Source organism: Planctomycetia bacterium, from assembly GCA_021413845.1.
Taxonomy (GTDB): Bacteria; Planctomycetota; Planctomycetia; order Pirellulales; family PNKZ01; genus PNKZ01.
This window is the reverse complement of the sequence record JAIOPP010000059.1, coordinates 18,003-38,697: the sequence shown is the minus strand read 5'-3', so window position 1 is coordinate 38,697 and position 20,695 is coordinate 18,003. Positions and strand designations below refer to the sequence as shown.

16 protein-coding genes are annotated in these 20,695 nt (G+C 62.4%); 9 read left to right on the top strand and 7 right to left on the bottom strand.

Features of this window, described 5'->3' with window-relative positions; all coding sequences use genetic code 11:
* Nucleotides 1-88: 88 nt before the first annotated feature.
* The 3 genes from K8U03_11025 (at nucleotide 89) to K8U03_11015 (ending at nucleotide 6,657) form a co-directional block, all read left to right on the top strand.
* Nucleotides 89-2,575: a PPC domain-containing protein gene (locus K8U03_11025; GenBank protein MCE9605419.1), complete on the top strand. Its 2,487-nt coding sequence runs from the start codon at nucleotides 89-91 to the stop codon at nucleotides 2,573-2,575.
* Between the two features lie 155 nt (nucleotides 2,576-2,730).
* Nucleotides 2,731-5,823 carry a hypothetical protein gene (locus tag K8U03_11020; GenBank protein ID MCE9605418.1) on the top strand — a complete coding sequence of 1,031 codons (3,093 nt, stop codon included), beginning with the start codon at nucleotides 2,731-2,733 and terminating at the stop codon, nucleotides 5,821-5,823.
* A 228-nt stretch (nucleotides 5,824-6,051) separates the two neighbouring features.
* Entirely contained in the window at nucleotides 6,052-6,657 is a 606-nt protein-coding gene (locus K8U03_11015; protein MCE9605417.1) for an EF-hand domain-containing protein, read from the top strand.
* Nucleotides 6,658-6,777: 120 nt separating this feature from the next.
* Here the strand turns inward: K8U03_11015 and K8U03_11010 are convergent, their stop codons facing one another.
* Complete coding sequence (locus K8U03_11010) at nucleotides 6,778-8,469, bottom strand: alkaline phosphatase family protein (GenBank protein MCE9605416.1); 1,692 nt, start codon at nucleotides 8,467-8,469, stop codon at nucleotides 6,778-6,780.
* Nucleotides 8,470-8,649: 180 nt separating this feature from the next.
* Here K8U03_11010 and K8U03_11005 point away from each other — a divergent pair, with 180 nt between their 5' ends.
* From K8U03_11005 to K8U03_10980, 6 genes are all read left to right on the top strand, one after another.
* Entirely contained in the window at nucleotides 8,650-9,894 is a 1,245-nt protein-coding gene (locus K8U03_11005; GenBank protein ID MCE9605415.1) for a threonine synthase, read from the top strand.
* Nucleotides 9,895-9,937: 43 nt separating this feature from the next.
* On the top strand, nucleotides 9,938-10,402 hold the full coding sequence (locus K8U03_11000) for a RidA family protein (GenBank protein ID MCE9605414.1): 465 nt from the start codon (nucleotides 9,938-9,940) through the stop codon (nucleotides 10,400-10,402).
* Nucleotides 10,403-10,437: 35 nt separating this feature from the next.
* The gene (locus K8U03_10995) at nucleotides 10,438-11,829 is read left to right on the top strand and encodes a right-handed parallel beta-helix repeat-containing protein (protein MCE9605413.1); all 1,392 of its coding nucleotides are present in this window, start codon (nucleotides 10,438-10,440) and stop codon (nucleotides 11,827-11,829) included.
* A 104-nt stretch (nucleotides 11,830-11,933) separates the two neighbouring features.
* On the top strand, nucleotides 11,934-12,440 hold the full coding sequence (locus K8U03_10990) for a hypothetical protein (GenBank protein MCE9605412.1): 507 nt from the start codon (nucleotides 11,934-11,936) through the stop codon (nucleotides 12,438-12,440).
* A gap of 123 nt (nucleotides 12,441-12,563) precedes the next feature.
* Entirely contained in the window at nucleotides 12,564-13,577 is a 1,014-nt protein-coding gene (locus K8U03_10985; protein MCE9605411.1) for a PmoA family protein, read from the top strand.
* Between the two features lie 52 nt (nucleotides 13,578-13,629).
* Nucleotides 13,630-14,523 carry an esterase family protein gene (locus tag K8U03_10980; protein ID MCE9605410.1) on the top strand — a complete coding sequence of 298 codons (894 nt, stop codon included), beginning with the start codon at nucleotides 13,630-13,632 and terminating at the stop codon, nucleotides 14,521-14,523.
* A 15-nt stretch (nucleotides 14,524-14,538) separates the two neighbouring features.
* On the opposite strand, the gene K8U03_10975 is transcribed toward K8U03_10980, so the two are convergent.
* From K8U03_10975 to K8U03_10950, 6 genes are read right to left on the bottom strand one after another with little or no spacing between them, the layout of a single operon-like run.
* The gene (locus K8U03_10975; GenBank protein MCE9605409.1) at nucleotides 14,539-15,531 is read right to left on the bottom strand and encodes a beta-RFAP synthase; all 993 of its coding nucleotides are present in this window, start codon (nucleotides 15,529-15,531) and stop codon (nucleotides 14,539-14,541) included.
* Nucleotides 15,524-16,147, bottom strand: coding sequence for a DUF447 family protein (locus tag K8U03_10970; GenBank protein MCE9605408.1), 624 nt, complete (start codon nucleotides 16,145-16,147; stop codon nucleotides 15,524-15,526). The genes K8U03_10975 and K8U03_10970 overlap by 8 nt, the downstream gene beginning before the upstream one ends.
* Before the next feature lie 26 nt (nucleotides 16,148-16,173).
* Nucleotides 16,174-16,836, bottom strand: a complete 663-nt coding sequence (locus K8U03_10965; GenBank protein MCE9605407.1) for an aminodeoxychorismate/anthranilate synthase component II — start codon at nucleotides 16,834-16,836, stop codon at nucleotides 16,174-16,176.
* A 26-nt stretch (nucleotides 16,837-16,862) separates the two neighbouring features.
* Nucleotides 16,863-18,320 (bottom strand): anthranilate synthase component I family protein, encoded by a 1,458-nt coding sequence (locus tag K8U03_10960; protein ID MCE9605406.1) that lies wholly within the window; start codon nucleotides 18,318-18,320, stop codon nucleotides 16,863-16,865.
* Nucleotides 18,317-19,738 carry a DUF6513 domain-containing protein gene (locus K8U03_10955; GenBank protein MCE9605405.1) on the bottom strand — a complete coding sequence of 474 codons (1,422 nt, stop codon included), beginning with the start codon at nucleotides 19,736-19,738 and terminating at the stop codon, nucleotides 18,317-18,319. The genes K8U03_10960 and K8U03_10955 overlap by 4 nt, the downstream gene beginning before the upstream one ends.
* Nucleotides 19,739-19,759: 21 nt before the next feature.
* A complete protein-coding gene (locus K8U03_10950) occupies nucleotides 19,760-20,602 on the bottom strand; it encodes an SDR family oxidoreductase (protein MCE9605404.1) in 843 nt (280 codons plus the stop codon).
* Between the last annotated feature and the right edge of the window lie 93 nt (nucleotides 20,603-20,695).

Below are 20,695 nucleotides of genomic sequence, written 5' to 3'. Positions count from 1 at the left end.
CAGCGCGAGTCGCCCAAGCCGATCACGAGACCTGCTCGTATCGCTGTTTCCGTTTGCTCCTCCCGCCCGCCTACCCGCCTAAATACCCATGCTCTGCAATCGCCACATATTGACGGCCGCGCTGATCGTGTGCGCATCGGTCGGCTCCGTTCGAGCGCAACTTCCCGCCCTCACACTTTCCGCGATCCAGCCTCCCGGAGGCCAAAGCGGCACCACTTGCGACGTACTCCTGACGGGCGTCGTCGACGGCGAGGGAGTCGATCAGTTGCTCTTCTCACATCCCGGCATTCGCGCGGTTCCGGCCGTCGATCCTTCGCCGATCGAAGATGGGAAGACGATCGTCGTTCCGAATAAGTTCAAGGTCACGATCGCCGCCGACGTTCCTCCCGGCGTCTACGATGTGCGGGCCGTCGGCACCTTCGGCGTCTCCAACCCGCGGGCCTTTGCGGTCGATGAATTGAAGGAACTGGTCGAACCGGCGACGAACATCGCTTCGGCCGCCGCAATGCCGATCGAAGTCGGCTCGGTCGTCAACGGCTCGGTCGCCGCCAACGGCGAAGACTGGTTCAAGTTTCCCGCCAAGAAGGGGCAACGGCTCCTAGTCGACATCCTCGGCCAACGGCTCGACTCGAAGATCGACGCGACGCTCGTGCTCTACGATGCGAAATTGCTGGAAGTGGCTCGCAGCCGCGATGCGAATCGCCGTGATCCGCTGGTCGATTTCCTCGTCCCTGCCGACGGCGAATACTTTCTCAAGGTCTACGACTTCACCTACGGCGGCGGCGCCGACTACTTCTACCGCTTGGCCGTGCATACGGGCCCTTACATCGACTTCGTCTACCCGCCGGTCGTTACGGTCGGTCAGAAGAATAAGCTCACGGTCTACGGTCGCAATCTGCCAGGCGGCACGAAGGCCGAGGGAATGAACCTCGCCGGTCGACCGCTGGAAAAAGTCGAAGTCGAACTCGACGTTCCCGCTTCCGAAGTCATCGACCAACGCGCGGCGCCGTCGCTGGTGCGCGGGGCCGAAGTGTTTATCGACGGTCGCGAGTATCGGTTAAAGTCGTCGGCCGGCCGGTCCAACGGGTTCGTGCTCGGCTATGCCGAAGCGCCCGTGGTGCTGGAGAAAGAGCCGAACGACGCCGACGGGAAGAGCCAAGCCGTGACGATTCCATGTGAGATCATCGGGCAGTTCATGCCGCGCGGCGACGTCGATGGGTTCACGTTCTCGGCGAAGAAGGACGACAGCGTGGCGATCGAGGCCGTGTCGCAACGGCTCGGCTTCAAGTCCGATCCGGTCGTGGTCGTGCAGCAGATCGTGAAAGATGCCGAAGGGAAGATCACTTATAAAGACGTGAAGGAAATCGACGACGAGCCGAAGAATATCGGCAGCGTCGCCTTCGACGCGCGCAGCAGCGATCCCTACTTCCTCTTCAAAGCGACCGTCGACGGCGATTACCGCGTCATCCTGCGCGATCTCTACGGCGATTCGCGCGGCGACCCGCTCTTGATCTATCGCTTGATCATGCGCAAGCCGGTCTCCGATTTCCGCCTCGCGGTCATGCCCGTGGCGATCGGTGCGGAAAAGGTGAACGTCTCGGGCGTAAACTACAAGCCGGCCGGCACCTACGTTCGCTCCGGCGACATCGCGGTGCTCACCGTGTTGGCCGCTCGCCGCGACGGCTTCGCCGGCGAGATCACATTGACCGCCGAAGGGCTCCCGCCCGACGTCAAATTCACCCCCGCCGTGATCGGCGCCGGTCTGGATAGTGCGCCGTTCTCGTTATCCGTCGCCGATAAGGCGGTGCGTTGGAACGGTACGTTGAAGATCGTCGGCCGTGCGACGGTCGATGGCCGCGAGATCGTTCGTGCGGCCCGCCCGGTTTCGATCATCGCGCAAGGTGGTCAGGCGAAGCCGGCCGAAGCTCGGCTCGCGCAGCAAATGTTGTATTCCACCGGCGGCGTCGAGCAAGTTCCCGTGGCGATCCATCTCGGGACCGGCGCGCCGATCGTGATCGATCGCAAGGGGAAGGCGGTCGAGGTGCCGATTCGAATCGAGCGCCGCGACGGCTTCGCCGAGGCGCTCGTGATCAATGCGATCGGTGTTCCGGCATCGCTCAAAGTCGCGCCTCTGACGATTCCCGCCAACGCGAAAGAAGGGAAGCTGGTGGTCGAGCCGACTCCGGCCGCTCCGCTCGGCGACTTCAGTTTCTATGTCTCCGCGTCGACCAAAATGAATTACGTGCGCGATAAGGCCGGTGCCGAAGCGGCGATGAAATCGAAGCTGGCCCTGGATAAGACTTCGACCGATCTCACGGCCGCCGCCGAAGCTGCGAAGAAAGCGGCCGCCGCAGCGCCGAAGGAAAAGAAGGCCGCCGCGGATCAAGCCGCCGCAGCCGCCGCGGCGAAGGCGAAAGCCGCCGCCGACATGGCCCGCGTGGCGACCACGGACGCCGACACGAAGCAGAAGGCCGCCGTAGCGAAGCCGCTCAACAACGTGTTGATCGTCTCGACGCAGACGATCGTGCGCGTCAACGAAACGAAGGAAGAGCCGAAGAAGACAGCCGGGAAGTAATGTCGGCCGTAAGTAACCCCTGGAAGTGAATCGCTGCTTCGCGGGCCTTCCGCGGCGCACCCCCGAAGTAATCGTTTTCTCCCGACGTTCGGTTGCGCATAATCGAATCATCGGGTCCCACCTGTTCCGCCCCGCCCCATCGAGAAGGTTTCGCGATGTCTCCATCTTTCCGACTTCTCCGTTGCTCGTTGTTGCTCGCCGCGTTCGCAGCGCCGGCGTCTTCCGTTTTGCCGGCGATCGGGGCCGATTCCGCTCCGACGGCGATCGCGGAAGTGAAACACGACGGGCCGGTCGATTTCCAACGCGAGATCTCGCCGCTGCTCAAAAAGAACTGCACGGCTTGCCACAACGCGTCGAAAAAAGAAGGCGATTTGAATCTCGAATCGCCGCAATCGATTCTCAAGGGAGGCTCGGCCGGACCTTCGGCGATCGTGAAGAAGGGGGCCGAAAGTTTGCTGCTCGCTCGCGCCGCGGCGACCGACGACGAACAGATGCCGCCGAAGGACAACAAGGTCGGCGCCAAGCGTTTCACCTCGCAAGAGCTCGGCTTGATCAAGCTCTGGATCGATCAAGGAGCCATCGGCGCCGCGGCCACGGCCGAGAAGATCGAATGGCAACCCCTGCCGCCGGGCGTGCAACCGATCTACGCCGTCACGCTGTCGTCGGACGGTCAATACGCCGCCTGCGGTCGTGCGAATCAAATCTTCATCTACCATGTTCCGACGAGTCGCTTCGTCGGCAAGTTGACCGATCCGGCGCTCTTGAAGTCGGGCCTATACACGAAGCCCGGCGTGGCCGACTTGGACCTGGTTCAGTCGCTCGCGATGAGCCCCGACGGCAAGATTCTCGCCTCGGGCGGCTTCCGCACGATCAAGCTCTGGAATCGTCCGCGCGATGTGAAAGAGCCCGCACTCGACGGCACGTTCGCTGCCGCTCCGAAGACGCTGGCGGTCTCGCCAGACGGCGTTTGGGCCGCGCTGGCACTCGGCAACGAAATTCGCTTGTGGAACTTCACCACCAAGAAAGACGGCCCGAAGCTCGTCGACGCCAAGGGAGCCGTGAACGCTTTGGCTTGGTCGGCCGACGGTACGAAGCTCGCTGCGACGGCTGCCGATAAGACGGCGCGCGTCTGGACGATTGCCGACGGCAAGCTGGCCGCGGCCGTCGAAGTACCGGCCGTCGAGCTCACGGCCGTCACGGTCGTCGGCGACGGTTCGCAGATCGCGGTCGGAGCAAGCGACGGCAAGATTCGCGTCTTCGGTTTGAAGGCCGGCGATCCGAAGCTCGCGCCTGTCAAAGAGTTTCCGATCACGGGCAAGAAGGTCAACATCCTCACGACCGTGCCGACGGCCCGGACGCAAATCATCTCGGGCGACGAGCTCGGCAACGTCGTGATTTGGAACACGGTCGACGGTAAAGCCGTGAGGCCGTTGAAGCATGGGGGCGAAGTGACCGGCCTCGCGATCCGGCCCGACGGCACGCGCATCGCCGCGGTCGGGCTCGATAAATCGCTCCGCGTGTGGAACTTCGCCGACGGCAAGCAACTCGGCGAGTCGAAGGGTGACGTCCGTACGACGCTGCAACTCGCGACGCTCGATCGCTCGGTAAAGCTCTCGATCGCGCGTGTCGCGGCGGAGAAAGCGGCGATCGTCGAAGCGGAAAAGAACGCCAAGACGGAAGCCGAAGCGATCAAGAAAGCGGAAGAGTCGAAGGTCGTCGCCGAAAAGACGTTGAAAGAGAAGGCCGACCTAGCGACGAAAGCAACCGGCGAAAAGAAAAAGGCGGAAGCCGATTCGACGCTCGCCGCCGCAGAGCAAAAGAAAGCCGACGACGCGAAGCTCGCGGCCGAAAAAGTCGCGACGGATGCCGAAGCGGTCGTGAAGACGGCCACGCAAAAAGCGACCGAAGCTCAAGCCGCCGTGGCGAAGGATGCGAAGAATAAAGCACTCGTCGATGCGAAGACGGCGGCCGATAAAGCGGTCGTCGACGAGACCGCGAAAGCGAAGACGGCTCGTGCTGCGGCCACCACGGCGACCCAAGCCGCGGCCGCCGCCGCTGCGAAGGCGAAGACCGCTCTCGACACCGTCACGCGTCTTACCAAGCCGGCCGAAGATGCCGAGAAGGCGAAGCAAGACGCCGATGCGGTGCGTCAATCTTCCGAACGAGCCATCGTCTCGGCGAAGAATTCGTCGAAGCGGGCCGATGAAGCGGTTCCTTTGGCGCAGGCCCGGCTCAAGACGGCCGAAGCGACGCAAAAAGAACTCGAAGCCAAACTCGTCGTCGATACGAAAACGGCCTTGGACGCGCAACTGCCGCTCCGCTCCGTGACGTTCTCGAACGACGGCAAAACGATCGTCGCCGGCGGCGACGACAAGCTCGTACACACCTACAACGAAGACGGGCTGGCGCTCGACGTCTGCGTCGGCCATGCCGGTGCCGTCGAATTGGTTGCCTTCTCGGGCGAGAAGCTGATCTCGGTTTCGGCGGACAAGAGCGTCCTCGCTTGGACTCTCTATCCCGAATGGACCTGGCTCCGCACGATCGGCGATCCGGCGAGCGAAACCTTGGTCGACCGTGTGACGGCTCTCGATTTCAGCCCCGACGGCAAGCTGCTGGTTTCCGGCGGCGGCGCTCCTTCGCGCAGCGGCGAGTTGAAGATCTGGAACGTCGCCGACGGCAAGCTGGTTCGCGAAGTGGCCGACGCGCATAGCGACGTCGTATTCGGCGTTCGCTTTTCGCCCGACGGCAAGATGCTCGCGTCGTGCGGAGCGGATAAATTCTTGAAGACGTTCGATGTCGCCACGGGCAAATTCATCCGAGGCTACGAAGGGCACACGCACCATGTGTTGGGCGCGGCTTGGTCGTCGGACGGGAAGACGATTGCGACCGGCGGTGCCGATTCCGTCGTTAAGACCTGGGACTTGGCATCGGGCGAGCAAAAGAAAACGGTCATCGGCTTCGGCAAGGAAGTGACCTCGGTCATCTACGCCGGCGACGGCCCGAACGTCGTCGCAACCTGCGGCGACAAGACGCTCAAACTGCTCAACGGCGACGGCGGCAACGTCTTGAAGACCTTCAGCGGGGCCACCGACTTCCTCTACTCTTGCTCCGTTACGGCCGATGGAAAAGTCGTCGCCGCCGGGGGGCAAGACGGCACCTTGCGGGTTTGGAATGTCGACACGGGCTTGGAAGTTCGCAATTTCCCGGTGCCGACGGAAGTCAGCACCGAACAGGCTAGCCGCAAGTAAGCGGTAGTTTTCGGCCGGTTATAGCGTTCCTTCGGCGTTCGACGTCGTGCTCCCGGGCAGCCCTGCGCCTAGGCGGCGAAAAGTTCCGCCCTGCCGCGGAACTTGCCGCAACCCTCGGGGTATCATTTCCTCGGAGATGCTTGCCGGCGCGCATTGTTTGCGTGAAGCCGTTTGGTTTCCGCGTCCGCCGCCCCTTCACTGAACCATTCCATGAGCCGAGGTAGCCCTATGTCGCACGTTTGGATTCGCTCGACGTTTGTCGTGTTCTTGTCGCTCGCACTTGGAACCGTGGTGCAAGCCGAAGAAGGAAAACCAGGGGCCGAAAAGGGGGCGAACAAAGGCCAAGAAGGTGGGCCGGGAAAGCGCGGCGGAAAAGGCCCCGAGATGACCCCGGAACGGAAGCAAGAGTTGATGAAGCGCTTCGATAAGAACAACGACGGCACGCTCGACGACGGAGAAAAGTCGGCGATGCGCGAAGCTTTTCAAAAGACGCGCGAAGGGAAGCCGGGTGAAGGTAAGAGCGGAGACGGCAAGCCGGGCGAAGGTCGCGGAGCCGACATGATGAAGAAGTTCGACAAGAACGGCGACGGCAAGCTCGACGATACGGAACGCGCCGCCATGAAAGAAGCGATGGGCAAGTTCCGCGGCAACGGAGATCAACCCGGCCTAAAGGGCAACGGCGACAAGCCGGGCAACAAGGGCAACGGTGACCAGCCCGGCAATAACAAAGGCAACGGTGATCAACCGGGCAATAATAAAGGTAATGGTGACCAGCCCGGCAATAATAAAGGGAATGGCGATCAACCGGGCGGCAAGAAGCCCGAAAAGAATTAAGGGTCTTGTAGGACTCGCGTTCGATTAATCACTGCGCGGCTACCGCTTCCCCAATCGGAGGCGGTAGCCGTTTGCATTTCGGCACGCAGCGTTGCCGCTCGGCAGCGACTTAAAAGTCTCTCAGCGGCCGCCGAGCGCTTCCTGCAATACTTCGACGGTGCAACCGCTCGGAGCATCGACCTTAGCGATGCGAGCCAACGTCGGGGCGATCATCGGCGGCGAGACCATCCGATCGAAGCGGCCGGCCTGAATGCCCGCGCCGAGCAGCAGCACCGGCACATGCGTGTCGTATTCCCAGGGGCTGCCGTGCGTCGCCGTCGTGCTGCCGGCGATGTAGTACGGCTTCAAGCAGTACAGCACGTCGCCGCTGCGCCGCGCATAAAAGGCCAGCGTCATGCGATGGAACAACTCCGTTTCGTTTCCGCCGCGCACGAGTTCGTCGCGCGTAAAGGCGATCGCCACGGCATCGTCGGCCGTCACGATATCGCGCACGATGCGCTGTGCGGCGGCATAATGCTCTCCTTGCAGTTCCGCGAGCCCGCGGTCGAGATACACGGTGCTCGAGTCGAAGCTTTGCACGTACTTTTTCTTTCCGTCGGCGATCGTGCCGAACTGCAGGCTGAGCGCCGCTTCGATGCGTGCCCGCAAAGCGGCGAAATGCTCGGAAGATACGCGCCGCGCGGGGAGCTTCATCGTTACGGCATGCTCCGGCACCGGCGCGACTCCGTGGTCCGATGAGAGCGCGAGCGTCCAGCGCCCGGCACCGACCTTGAGATCGAGAAACTGGATGAACTCGCCGAGCAGCCGATCGGTGCGATAGGTCATATCTTGCACTTCGAGGCTATAGGGCCCGAAGGCGTGGCCGACGTAATCGTTGCTCGAAAGATTGACGCACAGCAGATCGGTGTCGTCGTCGAGGCCGAGCTTTTCTTCGGTCAACACCAGACGGGCGACGGCCAGCGTCATCTCGCTGCCGCGCGGGGAAGTCGTGATGAGCTTGGCGAAGCCGTTGTCGTCGGCCGTCGGTAAGGGGTGCGGAAACGCTCGGCCGAGGACCGGCAAGTTCGCCTCGAACGGCGCGTCGTCGGCATAGTAGCGCTCGTAAAGCTCGGGTGCCGCCGACAAGTCCCACGTGCCGCCGCTGTATCGTTTGGTTTGCCCCGTCGCGTTGTAGGCTTCGAGATAGTCGGGGAGTCGAGGGCGATAGTAGGTGCTCGTCACCCAATGGCCCGAGTTCGGATCGTACCAATAGGCGCCGTCGGCGGCGTGGCCCGCCATGAGGATCGAAGCGCGATCCTTCAGCGCGACGCCGACGACCTTGCTTCGTCCGTTCGACGCGAGCTTGAGCTGGTCGCCGATCGTGCCGACTTCGAGATTCTTCGGCGACATGCCGCTCTTGCCGGCCGCACCGACGATGGTCGTGCCGGAGTCTGCGACGCAGTACATCGTCTTGCCGGTTTCGCGATCGAACCAGTCGTTGTCGATAATGCCGGTCGTGTTCGGATACGCCCCGGAACAAAGCACGCTATGGCCGGGTCCGGTGAGCGTAAACGCTTGGCCGTGGTGGGCGTTGGCGTAGGTCGCTCCGTCGCGCGCGATGGTGTTGAAAAAGCCGTCGGCGGCGAAGCCCTTCCGCATCCGTAGGAGATACTCGAACGGAAACTGATCGATGCTGACGACGACCAATAATCTCGGGCGAGACGCGTCGTCTGCCGCTGCCGCTGCCGCGCTGAGTCGCGGCGCGGCTCCGCAGCCGATGTAGCCGGCGATGAACGACAACAAGATTCCACAGACAACATGCAGGCGCGTCATCGCGAGTAAACTCCGAAGTCGAGGGGAATGACGCTACTCTAGGCCTGGCGCGGGGAGTTCGCAACCGGCCCCGGGTATTGCTTGTGTCGGGCCGGTCGCTATGCTCCGATTTCACCCAGACGTTAGGAACCTTAGCCGCCGCCGATCGATCACTCACGGAAACGAAACACCGCCCGAACGATGAACTCTTTTTTAGATAACCTTACGACCGACCGCCCCACGTTCGTCTCGCATCTCGAATGCGGGCTCACCGGAAAGCGCTACGAAGCCGATCGGATCCACGGTCTCTCCGAAGCCGGCCGCCCGTTGTTGGTTCGCTACGATCTTGCGGCGCTGGCCGGTGCCGTCTCGAAAGCCGCGCTCCGCGATCGCCCGCACGACTTTTGGCGCTATCGCGAATTCTTGCCGGTAAGGAAGACCGAGAACATCGTCAGCCTCGGCGAAGCGTTGACGCCGTTGATACCGTGCCCGACTCTGAAAACCGGCACCGGCGAGCTTTTCATCAAAGACGAAGGACGTTTACCGACCGGCTCGTTTAAGGCACGCGGCTTGTGCGTGGCGGTATCGATGGCGAAGGAACTCGGGATTCGCCGCGTGGCGATTCCGACCAACGGCAACGCGGGGGCTGCGTTGGCCGCCTATGGTCGTCGAGCCGGGATGGAAGTGTTTGTCTTCTGCCCTGCCGATACGCCGGAAGTGAACGTGCGCGAGATCGCCGCGCAGGGAGCCAAGGTCTGGCGCGTCAACGGCCTGATCAATGATTGCGGCCGCATCGTCGGGCAAGGGAAGGAACCGATGGGCTGGTTCGATTTCTCGACGTTGAAAGAGCCGTATCGGATCGAAGGAAAGAAAACGATGGGGCTCGAGCTCGCCGAGCAATTCGCTTGGCAATTGCCCGACGTGATTCTCTACCCGACCGGCGGCGGTACCGGGTTGATCGGCATGTGGAAGGCATTTCAAGAGTTGCAAACGATCGGCTGGCTCACCGGCAAGCTGCCGCGCATGGTCGCGGTGCAAGCGACGGGCTGCGCGCCGATCGTGCGCGCGTACGACGATAACGCGGAGTTCGCCGAGTTGTTCCCGAACGCTCATACGGTCGCCTCGGGCATTCGGGTGCCCGTCGCAGTGGGCGACTTTCTGATGCTCCGCGCGATTCGCGAAAGCCGTGGCTTCGCGACGGCCGTAGACGATGAAGCCATCTTGGCCGCGCGCAGCGAAGTGGCCGAGCGCGAGGGCTTTCTTATGTGTCCCGAAGGAGCCGCCGTCTATGCGGCGTATCGCCGAGAGATCGCCTCGGGGCGCATCGCATCGAGCGAGTCGTGTGTGTTGTTCAATTGCGCCAGCGGGCTCAAGTATGAACTTCCTCGTGCCGATGCCGTGCTCGATTGCACGCAACCGATCGACTTCGCAAAATGGAATCGTTAGGCAGGCCGAACTTACTCTCTTGTGTATCTTTGAGGTGCTCGCGATGTCGATCGAAACGAAGCTCGCCGAACTCGGCTTAATACTCCCTGCGGCGCCGAAACCGGTCGCGGCGTATGTGCCGTGCGTCCGAACCGGGAGCCTTGTCCTCGTCAGTGGTCAACTGCCGATGGCGGCGGGGAAGCTTTTGACGACGGGAAAGGTTCCGTCGGTAGTCGACTTGGAGCAAGCGCAAGAGTGTGCCCGACAATGCGTCCTCAACGGCCTAGCGATACTCAAAGCGGAACTCGGCGGCGATTGGTCGCGGCTGGTCCGTGTGGTCCGTGTCGGCGCGTTTATTCAGAGCGACGACGGCTACGGCGGACAGCCGCAAGTGGCGAACGGCGCGAGTGAGTTGCTCGTAGCGCTATTGGGCGATGCCGGGAAGCACGCGCGGGCCGCGGTCGGAGTGAACGCTCTGCCGCTCGACGCACCGGTCGAGATCGAATTTACTTTTGAAATTACGCCGTAACGAGCGCCGACCCCTTCTACTCGGAGACTGACTTTATGAGCGACGTTCGCATGTTCGGTGCAGCAGGCGACGGACGAACCGACGACACCGAGGCCATCGAGCATGCCTTGAAAGACGGCGAAGGGACCGTCGATTTCAGCCGCGGCGAATACCTGATCACGCGCACGATCAAGATCGAGCTCGATAAGCTCGGTCGGATCGGACTCGTCGGTTTCGGCGGCACCCCGACGATCGTGATGGCGGCGGCCGGGCCGGCGTTTCACATCGTCGGCACGCACGGCGCCACTGCACAACCGACCGGCTTCAAGCCCGAGATCTGGCAGCGACAACGAATGCCGACGCTGATGAACCTCGAAATCGAAGGCCGGCACCCGGAAGCTTGCGGCGTGCTGCTCGAAGGGACGATGCAGTCGACGTTCGAGGGAGTGTTGCTGCGCAAGCTCAAGCATGGGCTCCACATTCGCAATCGCGCTCGCAACGTCCTCGTCTCGCATTGCCATATCTACGACAATTCCGGCATCGGCATCTTCTTCGATCATCTGAATCTGCACCAAGCGATCATCGTCGGCTCGCACATCAGTTATTGCAAACGGGGCGGCATTAAGATCCTCGCTTCCGAGATTCGCAATCTGCAAATCACGGGCAACGACATCGAATACAATTTCGATAAAAACGAGAAAGAGTCGGCCGATATTTGGATCGACTCGACCGACGACAAGGCTTCGGTCCGCGAAGCGACGATCGCAAGCAACACGATTCAGGCGACGTTAAGCCCCGGCGGCGCGAATGTGCGGATCGTCGGTCGCGATCCCGAGAACAATCAAAAGGCCGGGCTCACGACGATCGCCGGCAATCTGATCGGCAGTCAAGAAGTGAACGTCGATCTGCAAGCGGTGCGCGGCGTCGTGCTGTCGGGCAACGTGATCTATAGCGGGCATCGCCGAAACTTGGTCGTCGAAGGTTCTCGCAACATCGTGCTCAACGGGAATTGCTTCGATCATAATCCCGACTACGCCCCCAACGAGCTTTGCACCGGCATTCGCATCGTCGATAGTTCCGATGTCGCGATGAGCGGCACGGTGATTCAAGATAGCCAAACCGGCAAGCACACCGTGAAGAACGCCGAACAATACGAGCGCGATGCGTTGGTCGAACTGATTCGTTGCCGCCGCGCGACGCTAAGCGGCTGCCACATCGTCGACGGTGTTCCAATCGGTTTGTTGTTGGACGGTTGCAGCCGCACGTCGGTGACAGGCTGCCAGATCGCGGAGTCGCGCACCACTAAACTCACGGTAAGTTCGCTGGTTTGGCGCGGTGCGGGCCAGGGAAACTTTCTCGACGGCAACTCCATTCAGCCGGGAACTTCGGGCGCGATCGAGATCGATCCCGCGGCCGACGTAAGGCTGGGAACGAATCGGCTCGATTAAGTTGCCCCCGCTTGGGACGAATCGCTAGAATACGGGCGTGGCTCGTAGGATGGTGTAGGATCGTGGCTCGATTCGCAGCGGTTCGTTGTGCGGAGGCACATCTGATGTGGAAAGCTTTGCCCCTCGTGATCGGTGCGTCGGTCTGGGCGTCGACGGTCGGCGCGCAGCAACTGCCGCATCAGGCCGAGTTGCATCCACACGCCGCCGGAGAAGTCGTCGGGCCGCCGTTGATGATCGCCCCGCACGCAGCAACCACGGTGCAACTGCCGACGTTCAACTTCTTCACCATTTCGACGACGGTCCTCGTTCCGGATTCCGGCACCGCCTTCATCGGCGGCGTCGGCGGTGCGGGAAGCGGTACGCGATCGAACGGCCTCGGCTCGCGCGCCGGGGCGTCGGGTGTCGATGCCGGCGGAATGTCGATCAGCGTGCAAGTTCATGATCTCCGCGCGATGGATCGGGCCTTGCTCGGCGACAGGAAACCGCCAGATGCTCAAGCCGTGGCCGAGCAGCGCTGGATCGCCAGGGTCGAGCGAGCGAAGGAAAGTACCGCCGGTCGTCCGACGATGAGCGTCGCCGAAGCCCGGCGCAAGGCCGGCCTCGCGCGCTAACGACCGGCCTTGCAATGTTCGATTGCGGGCCGTGCCGCACAAGCTTCACTCGTGCTCGGGCGTCGACTACGATAGGCGGATCGCCATCTCTCTTTGCATCTCGCCTTTCGTTGAGCGCCCGGAATGTTTCGCTCATGTATCTTGGTCTGCGTTGCACTTTCGTCATGGGGTTCCGTCGTCGGCGCCGAGGAGAAGCCTGCCTCGGAGTTGTCGCCGCCGAAGCCGGTGCCTGCGATGCAGGTCGAGCCGCTGCCGCACTCCGAAGCGCGGTTTCTCCACCACGATCGGGAGTTGATTCGCTACCACTTCGCCGCCGACGATAGGCGTCCGTTCTTGTACCCGGTCGTCGGTCCCTCGGGCCGTTCTCTAACGCGCATGGGCCATCCGCGCGACCCGGTCGGCCATAGCCATCACAACTCGATTTGGATCTCGCACCATATCGTGAACGGCGTCAATTTCTGGGGCGATGCCGGCCCGAAGCTCGGGCGGATCGTCACGAAGCAGATCGAACAACTCGACGACGCCGACGACTCCGCCTGGCTGACGGCGTTGAATCACTGGATCGACGAGGAAGCTCGCACGGTGTTGCTCGTCGAGCGAAGGCGGATCGAGGTCCGCCCGCTTAATGGGAAAGATTACCTCATCGTCGTCGATCTCGAACTCTCGGCCGATAAGCAGCCGACCGTGCTCGAGAAGACGCCGTTCGGTTTGGTCGGCGTGCGGATGCGGAAGACGATCGGCGTTCACGACGGCGGCGGCCGGATTCTCAATTCGGCAGGGGCGGTGAACGAAAAAGGTATCGCCGGCAAAGACGGTGTGTTTTGGAAGCCGGCCCGTTGGTGCGACTATTCCGGCCCCGTTACTGCCACGGCGACCGAAGGTCTGACGCTTTTCGACCACCCGATGAATCCGAACCATCCGACCGTCTTTCATGTGCGCGACGACGGCTGGATGGGAGCCTCGCTCACTTTCGCCGCTCCGCGCACGTTGGAGCCGGGCAAGCCGCTCCGATTGCGCTATGGGTTCTACATCCACGACAAACTACTCGACGTGCCGACGATCGACGGCCAATGGCAAGCCTTCTCGAAGTTGCCGTCGCTCGATACGTTGGTGAAACCGAAACCCCCGCAGAAATAACCTCCTCGCAATCCCGCTCGGCGCATCGTCGACCAGCCCTACGGAGTCTGCCATGTTTTACCGCCTTGTCGTCGCTCTTGCTTTGATCGTGGCCGTCGATGTCGCACGTGCCGCCGACGACTATCAGCTGGGGCCCGATTCGCAGCGCCAAGCCGACGTGCCGCAAGGGAAAGTGACGCAACACGAATGGAAGAGCGAGGTCTTCCCCGGCACCGTGCGCGACTATTGGGTCTACGTTCCGGCGCAGTACGATGCCGCGAAGCCGGCGAGCGTGATGGTGTTTCAAGACGGTCAGAGCTATCTGAACGAGAAGGGACAATTCCGCTCGACGATCGTGTTCGACAACCTGATCCATCAAAAGAAAATGCCCGTCACGATCGGCATCTTCATCAACCCCGGTAATGTGCCTGCGAAGGATCCGAAGAGCCAGCCGATTCGCAATCGGAGCTTCGAATACGATACGTTGAGCGATCAGTATGCTCGGCTATTGCTGGAAGAAATGCTGCCGGAAGTCGGCAAGTCGTACAACTTGACGACCGATCCCGACCAGCGCGCGATCTGCGGGATCAGCTCCGGCGGCATCTGCGCGTTTACGGTCGCTTGGCAAAGGCCCGACGCGTTTCGCAAAGTGCTGAGCCATGTCGGCAGCTTCACGAACATTCGCGGAGGCCACAACTACGAAGCGATGATCCGTAAGACGGAGCGAAAACCGATCCGCGCCTTCCTGCAAGACGGCTCCGGCGATCTCGACAACGAGCACGGCAACTGGCCCCTGGCGAATCAGCAAATGGCGGCGGCATTGAAATATAAGGGCTACGACTACCGCTTCGAGTTCGGCGACGGCGGACACAACGGCAAGCAAGGAGGCGCGCTCTTGCCGGAATCGCTCGAATGGCTGTGGCGCAAATCGGACCCGGAAAAGACCGCCGCGCCGGCTGCGAAGTAGTCGGAGGCCGGCCGGCTAGACCGTGTGAATGTCCGCCCCCGCAGGGCTCGGCCGCGCGATCGTGAAGTCGTATTCATACGCATCGGGCCAGAGCGTGCGATCGTCGAGAAAGCGTTCGGCGGCGTCGACCGAGGGATGCAAAGAAAAGAGCGTCGGCCCCCACGACGACTGCCCGACTCCGCGCACTCCGGCGCCTCGCACGCGCTCGACGAGCCGCGCGAGTTGCTCCGTCGCATAGACGCCGGCTTGATGACTTTTGAAGCATTGGCCGGCCGCGAGGCCGAACCGATAGAGCCCTTCGGCGAACGTCGCGAAGTCGGAGTGCCGCGCGGCGGGCACCAACTGGTCTAAGGCGATTCGCTGCAGTTCTTCGGTAATCGCGGTCGGCACCGGCGGCAGCGCGGCGAACGCAGCCCGTTCCGTTTCTCCCGACAGGCCCTCTTTGTGGCGCGGGCAGATCAGCACGAACCGCCAATTGCCGGGCACCGCGGTTTGCGCTAAGAGCGGCGCCACTTTCTCCTGCGGGAGCTTCCCCGCTTCGACGATCAAGCCGCCGTTGAGAAACCCGTGCAGACCGACGGACGAGCGTTTCGCGCGCCCCGAGGTTTCGCCGAGCTCGAGCGCGTCGAGCGGCGGGAGCTTCGCGAAAGCGCGCAAGCCCGCCACGACGGCGAGCGCCGTTTGCGTTCCGCTTCCCAGACCGACGTGCGATCTCGGCGCGGCTCTGAGCGAAAGTCGGCACGGAGGAACGGCGGAGCCCCAGGCCGATCGCCGCACGATCTCGAGTGTTTGACGGAGCCGCTGCGCATGTGTTCCCACGCATTCGTCGACGCTTGCCGGTTCGATGCGCAAGCTCGTCACCGGTTGATCGATCATCACCCCTACGCCGCCGAACTGTCGCGATTCGGGCACGCCGAACGAAAACATACCGAAGTGCAATCGGCTCGGCGCGATAACGGTGACTTCCTTGCCGTCCGGAAGCTTGCCGCTCGTAAGCTTATCAGTCATGCGCGACCTCGGTCCGGTCGGCGCTGCGCTCAAGGTCGTTGAGCGGAGCTACTCCGTCGTCGGCCTCGCGGATGAACCGTTCCAAGAAGGCGAAGGCCCGATGTTCCGCCTCGCCGCCGGTTTTTTCGACCAGCGGTTTCAAGTCGGCGAATTGTCTTAAGATCTCGGCTTTGGAGAGTAGATGCAGCCGTGTGGCTAGGATCGCCCCTTCGACGACGGCGTGCTTCGCGCGATTCAACCCGAAGAAATCGCGCAGCGTTCCGCTAGCGACGGCCCGCATCGTGATCGTCGTGCGCGGGGCGGAATCGTCGAGCGATTCGACGCGCAAGGCGAACCAACGGCACGCGCCGCTGAGAATGAATCCTTCGACGGCGTCGGCTTTCTCCAGCGGCGGCAACGGTGAGAGCTTGCCGACGGCGGCGCGCGCCAGCAGCTCGACGTCGTCGGTCACGTGGAACACACCGACGCCCGAACGCTTGACGTTGCGATAGGTGGTCGAGGTTTGAAACGGCCGTAAGACGAACGTCTTCAATTCGAGATCGACGCGCGGACCCATCGGCGACACGTTCGGCGTGCCGTCGGCGTTGATCGTCGTCATCAGGCCTTCGAGGATCATGCGAACTCAGGGTTGCTTGCGAAGGATTAAAACGTGACGGGAGAGCTCGGCAGCGGGCGTTCTTCGATTTTCACCAGCAAACGCTCCTCGTTCAACGTCGGAAGTGTTGCGGAAATCGGTAATCCGGCCAATGAGCAAAAATTAGCCAACAATCGATAGCCTCCCTCGGTCAGAACCGACTCCGGATGAAACTGCACGCCGAAGACCGGCAGGCTTTCATGCTCGACGGCCATGACGACGCCGTCCGGCGCATGGGCCGTGGCGCGGAGCGATTTCGGGAGCGTTGCGGCTTCGGCGCAGAGGGAGTGGTAGCGGCAAACCGTAAGGGGCGAGGGGAGCCCGGCGAAAAGCCGTCGTCCGTCGTGTGTGATGTTCGCCGTCCGGCCATGTACCGGCACCGGCGACCTGACGACCTTCCCGCCGAACACCTCGGCGATCGCTTGATGCCCGAGGCAGATTCCTAAGATCGGAACTTCGCCTGCCAACTCGCGTACGACCTCCAACGTGCAACCGGCTTGCTGCGGTGTGCAAGGGCCCGGCGAAAGAATGATGGCGCAAGGGCGCAAGCGGCGAATCGCCGCGACGTCGACGGCATCGTTTCGCACGACTTGCGTGTCGCTGCCGAGCCGACGCACGTAACGCGCGAGGTTGTGTACGAAGCTGTCGTAGTTGTCGATGAGCAGAATCATGCGAACGCCGTTGTCTGGAGGGGAGCCTAAGGCTTAAAAGCTCGCAACATTCCCTCGGCCTTGTGCCACGTCTCTTCGTATTCTCGCGCGGGATCGCTATGCGAGGTAATTCCTCCACCGACCGGAGCCTGCCACCAGCCGCCGCCGGCGGTAATCGTACGGATGAGAATGCTGGCGTCCATCGAGCCGTCGAAACTAAAGTAGGCGAGCGAACCGCAATAGGGGCCGCGAGCCGTCGGCTCTAGTTCCGCGATGATCTGCATCGCGCGAATCTTCGGCGCACCGGTGATCGATCCGCCCGGAAACGAAGCGATTAAAGCATCGAGCGCGTCATGCTCGGGCCGCAACAACCCTTCCACGGAAGATACCAAATGCTGCACGTATTCGTAGCTCTCCAGTTTGCAAAGTTGCGACACAAACACGCTGTCGTCGGTGCAAACCCGCGAGAGATCGTTGCGCAGGAGGTCGACGATCATCACGTTTTCGGCCCGATCTTTCTCGCTTTCCATGAGCTCGAGCGCGGAGTAGAAATCGGCTTCCGGCAACGAGGTACGAAGCCGTGTCCCTTTGATCGGGCGTGTCTCGACGTGCCGGTCGACGACGCGCAAGAATCGCTCCGGCGAAGCGCTGGCGATTTGCGAAGGCCCCCAGTCGAAATAGCCGGCGAACGTGGCTGGGTTACGCCGCCGGAGCCTTAGATACAGGCTTCGCGTGTCATCGGCGGCCGGATAGAGCAAACGCTGCGCAAGGTTGACTTGAAAGATATCGCCGGCGCGAATGTATTCGATCGCACGTCGCACGGCCTCGATATAGCCGGAGGCGCTCATGTTGCTCGTCAGGCCCGGCATCGCAGACATGGGAAACTGCGGCGCTAGATTCGCCGCGCCGATGTACGCGGTTCGAGCGTGTTCGGTCGGCGGCAGATCGCTCGCCGGGTTCGGAAGCGGTGCGGCTAAGATGTCGCGAAAGTACCGTATCCTTTGTTCCGCTCGTTGCCGTCGGGCCGCGAGATCGATTTCCGGAAAGCCTTGCGAGATCAGCCACGCTTGGTTTCGCTCGTGGTCCCAGGCGACGACCGTATCGTAGAGCCCGAACGCGAGTGCGGGAGAGGAGAACTCGTCGATCGCGGCAGTCGGCAGCGTTTCCAATTGTCGCCCGAGTTCGTAACTCAGCATCGCCGCGGCACCGGCCTGAAACGGCGGCAATTCGGGCCGGCGAACCGCGGGGTAGCGCGCGAGCGAGGCCCGGAGCGCGCCGATCGCATCGGTATCTTCGGCGGTCTTGCTGACGAATTCGAACGGCTCGGCAGCGAGGAACGAATAGCGGCCGAGCTTCGGATCGCGCCGCGCGCTATCGAAAAAAACGCAATGTCGAAGCGCCGCGAAACGAAGAAACGCCACTTCCGGATCGGGAGGGGGAAGTAATTCTTCCACGAGTGGAAACTCGGCGACATCGTGAGGACGCTGCGTGTCGAAGGAAGTCAACGCTCGGGCTCCTCATTGCCCGAGGCTTCTTCGCTGCGACGGCGCTTCCGCTCCCGATGGCTCTCTTCCGGCTTCGTAAGAAACCCCCAATCGAGCGCTTGGTCTTGGCGATATTCCTTGCCGAGCGTGAGCGCCGTCATGGCCTTCGCCATTTCATAGCCGAGATAAAAAGCATGCGAAGGTTCGAGCGGTTTGCGCCGTGCCGCGGTCATTTCCTCGAACAGATCGAATGGGTCGACGCCGTGGCGATGTGCGCCGGCCGCGAGCACGTGCAACTCTCCTTGCTCGGCGAAGATGCGATAGTTGTCGTCTCGAATTTCCGCGGCGAGTTGGTCGAGTTGATCGGAACCATACTCAAAAAGCTTCGCATCGCGCAGCGTGACGAGGCTTTCATCGACCCGCTTCGGCAAGTTCTTCGTCGCGACGGCATAGCGCACGAGCCGGCGCGCGAGATCGCACTCCTTGACGCTGGTGCGCGCCCAGTTGATGACCTGCATCGTCAGCACGCTGCGGATTCCCAACTCCTGACAGAAACCGAGCAGCAGCACGTTGATCGGCCCGCTATCGGCATCCGTAAGTTCGGTGAGGTTGCCGATTCCCATCATCATCTCGGCGTCGGGATAACGGCGTCGCACGTCGAGGTAGCGCCCGAGACTCTGCGCAAATCCGAAACCGATCGGCTCGAGAATCGCGTCGATTCGAAGGGGAACTCCGGCGTCGGCGACGCGCTCGATCGTCGCTTCTAGGCCGGTCAACAGATGAGGATCGTCGGGCACGATCACGACTTCGCAGCCCCAATCGGCGGCGCACTCGGCGTTGGAAGAATTGACGCTGAGCACCAACTCGGCACCGGCTCGAACGGCCGGCCCGATCTCGGCGGGGTTCAAGCTGTCGATGGAAACGCGAAACCCTTCCTCGCGCAGCATGTGAACCACGTCGCCGACCTCGGACCAAGGCTCGCCGGGATCGCAGCCGACGTCGATCAGATCGGCACCCGACGCTTTCAGGTCGTGCGCCATCTGCAGTATTCGAGCCCGCGATAGACGAGGAGCGTGATTAATTTCGGCGAGGATCTCGATGTCGTACTTGCCGTAGTCTTCCATCGCCGAAGGCTTGCGACCGAAAAAAGCGGGGAGCGCTCGTAGATCTTTCGGACCGCGCTCGACCGGCTTGCCGCAAGCCGCCGCGATGACGGAAATGTCGCCGCCGCAATAGCCGGGAATCAAAACACGATGCGCCTCCGGAACATGCGCAATCCGTTTCGCGATCCATGCGGGAGTCATCAACGCGGCGACCGTGATGCCGAGAACGTCGATCGTGTAATCGAAGCCGACTTGCGGCGCAAGCGCTTCAAGCATCTTGCGTAAGGAGAACTCGGCCAGGCGACCGGTAACGAATTGAATATGCTCGCGCGTCATAGCAGGCTAAGTCCGCGAGCGCTAAAAGGAGCGGCCATCGTTCGTCGATGGATCGGCGGCCGAATGACTGGGAGAACCTGGATACGCCGCCGAGCGACGGAGTCCGCCGTTGACCGGCAAGACGTGCGCAGTCACGAAGTCGGCCGCGGGGGAAGCGAGAAAGCGAACGGCGCGCGCGACATCTTGCGGCGCGCCCCAACGCTCGCGCAGCGATTCGCCGATGGCGCGGCGCTGCCAATAGTCGGCGGCGTCGTCCCCCCATTCGGTTTTGATCCAGCCCGGCGCAACGCAATTGACACGCACTAGAGGAGCGAGCGAATGCGCGAGGCTGCGCGTAAACGCAATCACGGCCCCCTTCACGGCGGCGAACATCTCGCCGCTGTCGCCGGCCATGCCCGTCTCGGCTTGGTCCCAGCCGATGTTGATGATCGTGCCGTCGTTGCCGCGTTCGCGCATGCGCGGGCCGACGATGCGCGAGAGGCGGATGGTCGCCGCGACGTCGACTTGCCAGAGCGCGGCGAGCTTCCGATCGAACGACCACTTCGCGGCGTCGCCGGTGAGGACGTCGACGCCGGCATTGTTGACCCAAATGTCTAGTCCTGTGCGCCAGTTCCAGGCGGCGTCGGCGAACGCGGTCGAAGCGGCTTCGTCGGCCAAGTCGGCGAGCAGCACGGTAGCGGCTCCGCCGCCGGCGCGAATCGCGGCGGCAGTCGTTTCCGCCCCTTCCGGATTGCTGCGGCCATGCACGATGACGGCCGCGCCTGCGGCGGCAAGTTCGAGAGCGATGGCCTGTCCGATTCCGCTGGAAGAACCTGTGACGACGGCGGTTCGGCCTGTCAGTTCGTGATTCACGGCGGAAGGCATTCGCGGGGTATAATAGAGGGGCAAGAAGAGGGACTCGGAGCAGCTTTCGTTGTAGTTGGCCGTGGCAAGAACGGCAAGCGGCACGCCAAGCCG

Bases quoted from the DNA above. Each gene is read 5' to 3' on its own strand.
- K8U03_10990 (MCE9605412.1), top strand. From the start codon at position 11,934: ATGTGGAAAGCTTTGCCCCTCGTGATCGGTGCGTCGGTCTGGGCGTCG.
- K8U03_10995 (MCE9605413.1), top strand. From the start codon at position 10,438: ATGAGCGACGTTCGCATGTTCGGTGCAGCAGGCGACGGACGAACCGAC.
- K8U03_10980 (MCE9605410.1), top strand. From the start codon at position 13,630: ATGTTTTACCGCCTTGTCGTCGCTCTTGCTTTGATCGTGGCCGTCGAT.
- K8U03_10965 (MCE9605407.1), bottom strand. From the start codon at position 16,836: ATGATTCTGCTCATCGACAACTACGACAGCTTCGTACACAACCTCGCG.
- K8U03_10970 (MCE9605408.1), bottom strand. From the start codon at position 16,147: ATGATCCTCGAAGGCCTGATGACGACGATCAACGCCGACGGCACGCCG.
- K8U03_10955 (MCE9605405.1), bottom strand. From the start codon at position 19,738: ATGACGCGCGAGCATATTCAATTCGTTACCGGTCGCCTGGCCGAGTTC.
- K8U03_11020 (MCE9605418.1), top strand. From the start codon at position 2,731: ATGTCTCCATCTTTCCGACTTCTCCGTTGCTCGTTGTTGCTCGCCGCG.
- K8U03_10985 (MCE9605411.1), top strand. From the start codon at position 12,564: ATGTTTCGCTCATGTATCTTGGTCTGCGTTGCACTTTCGTCATGGGGT.
- K8U03_10950 (MCE9605404.1), bottom strand. From the start codon at position 20,602: ATGCCTTCCGCCGTGAATCACGAACTGACAGGCCGAACCGCCGTCGTC.
- K8U03_10975 (MCE9605409.1), bottom strand. From the start codon at position 15,531: ATGACTGATAAGCTTACGAGCGGCAAGCTTCCGGACGGCAAGGAAGTC.
- K8U03_11025 (MCE9605419.1), top strand. From the start codon at position 89: ATGCTCTGCAATCGCCACATATTGACGGCCGCGCTGATCGTGTGCGCA.
- K8U03_11000 (MCE9605414.1), top strand. From the start codon at position 9,938: ATGTCGATCGAAACGAAGCTCGCCGAACTCGGCTTAATACTCCCTGCG.
- K8U03_11005 (MCE9605415.1), top strand. From the start codon at position 8,650: ATGAACTCTTTTTTAGATAACCTTACGACCGACCGCCCCACGTTCGTC.
- K8U03_11010 (MCE9605416.1), bottom strand. From the start codon at position 8,469: ATGACGCGCCTGCATGTTGTCTGTGGAATCTTGTTGTCGTTCATCGCC.
- K8U03_11015 (MCE9605417.1), top strand. From the start codon at position 6,052: ATGTCGCACGTTTGGATTCGCTCGACGTTTGTCGTGTTCTTGTCGCTC.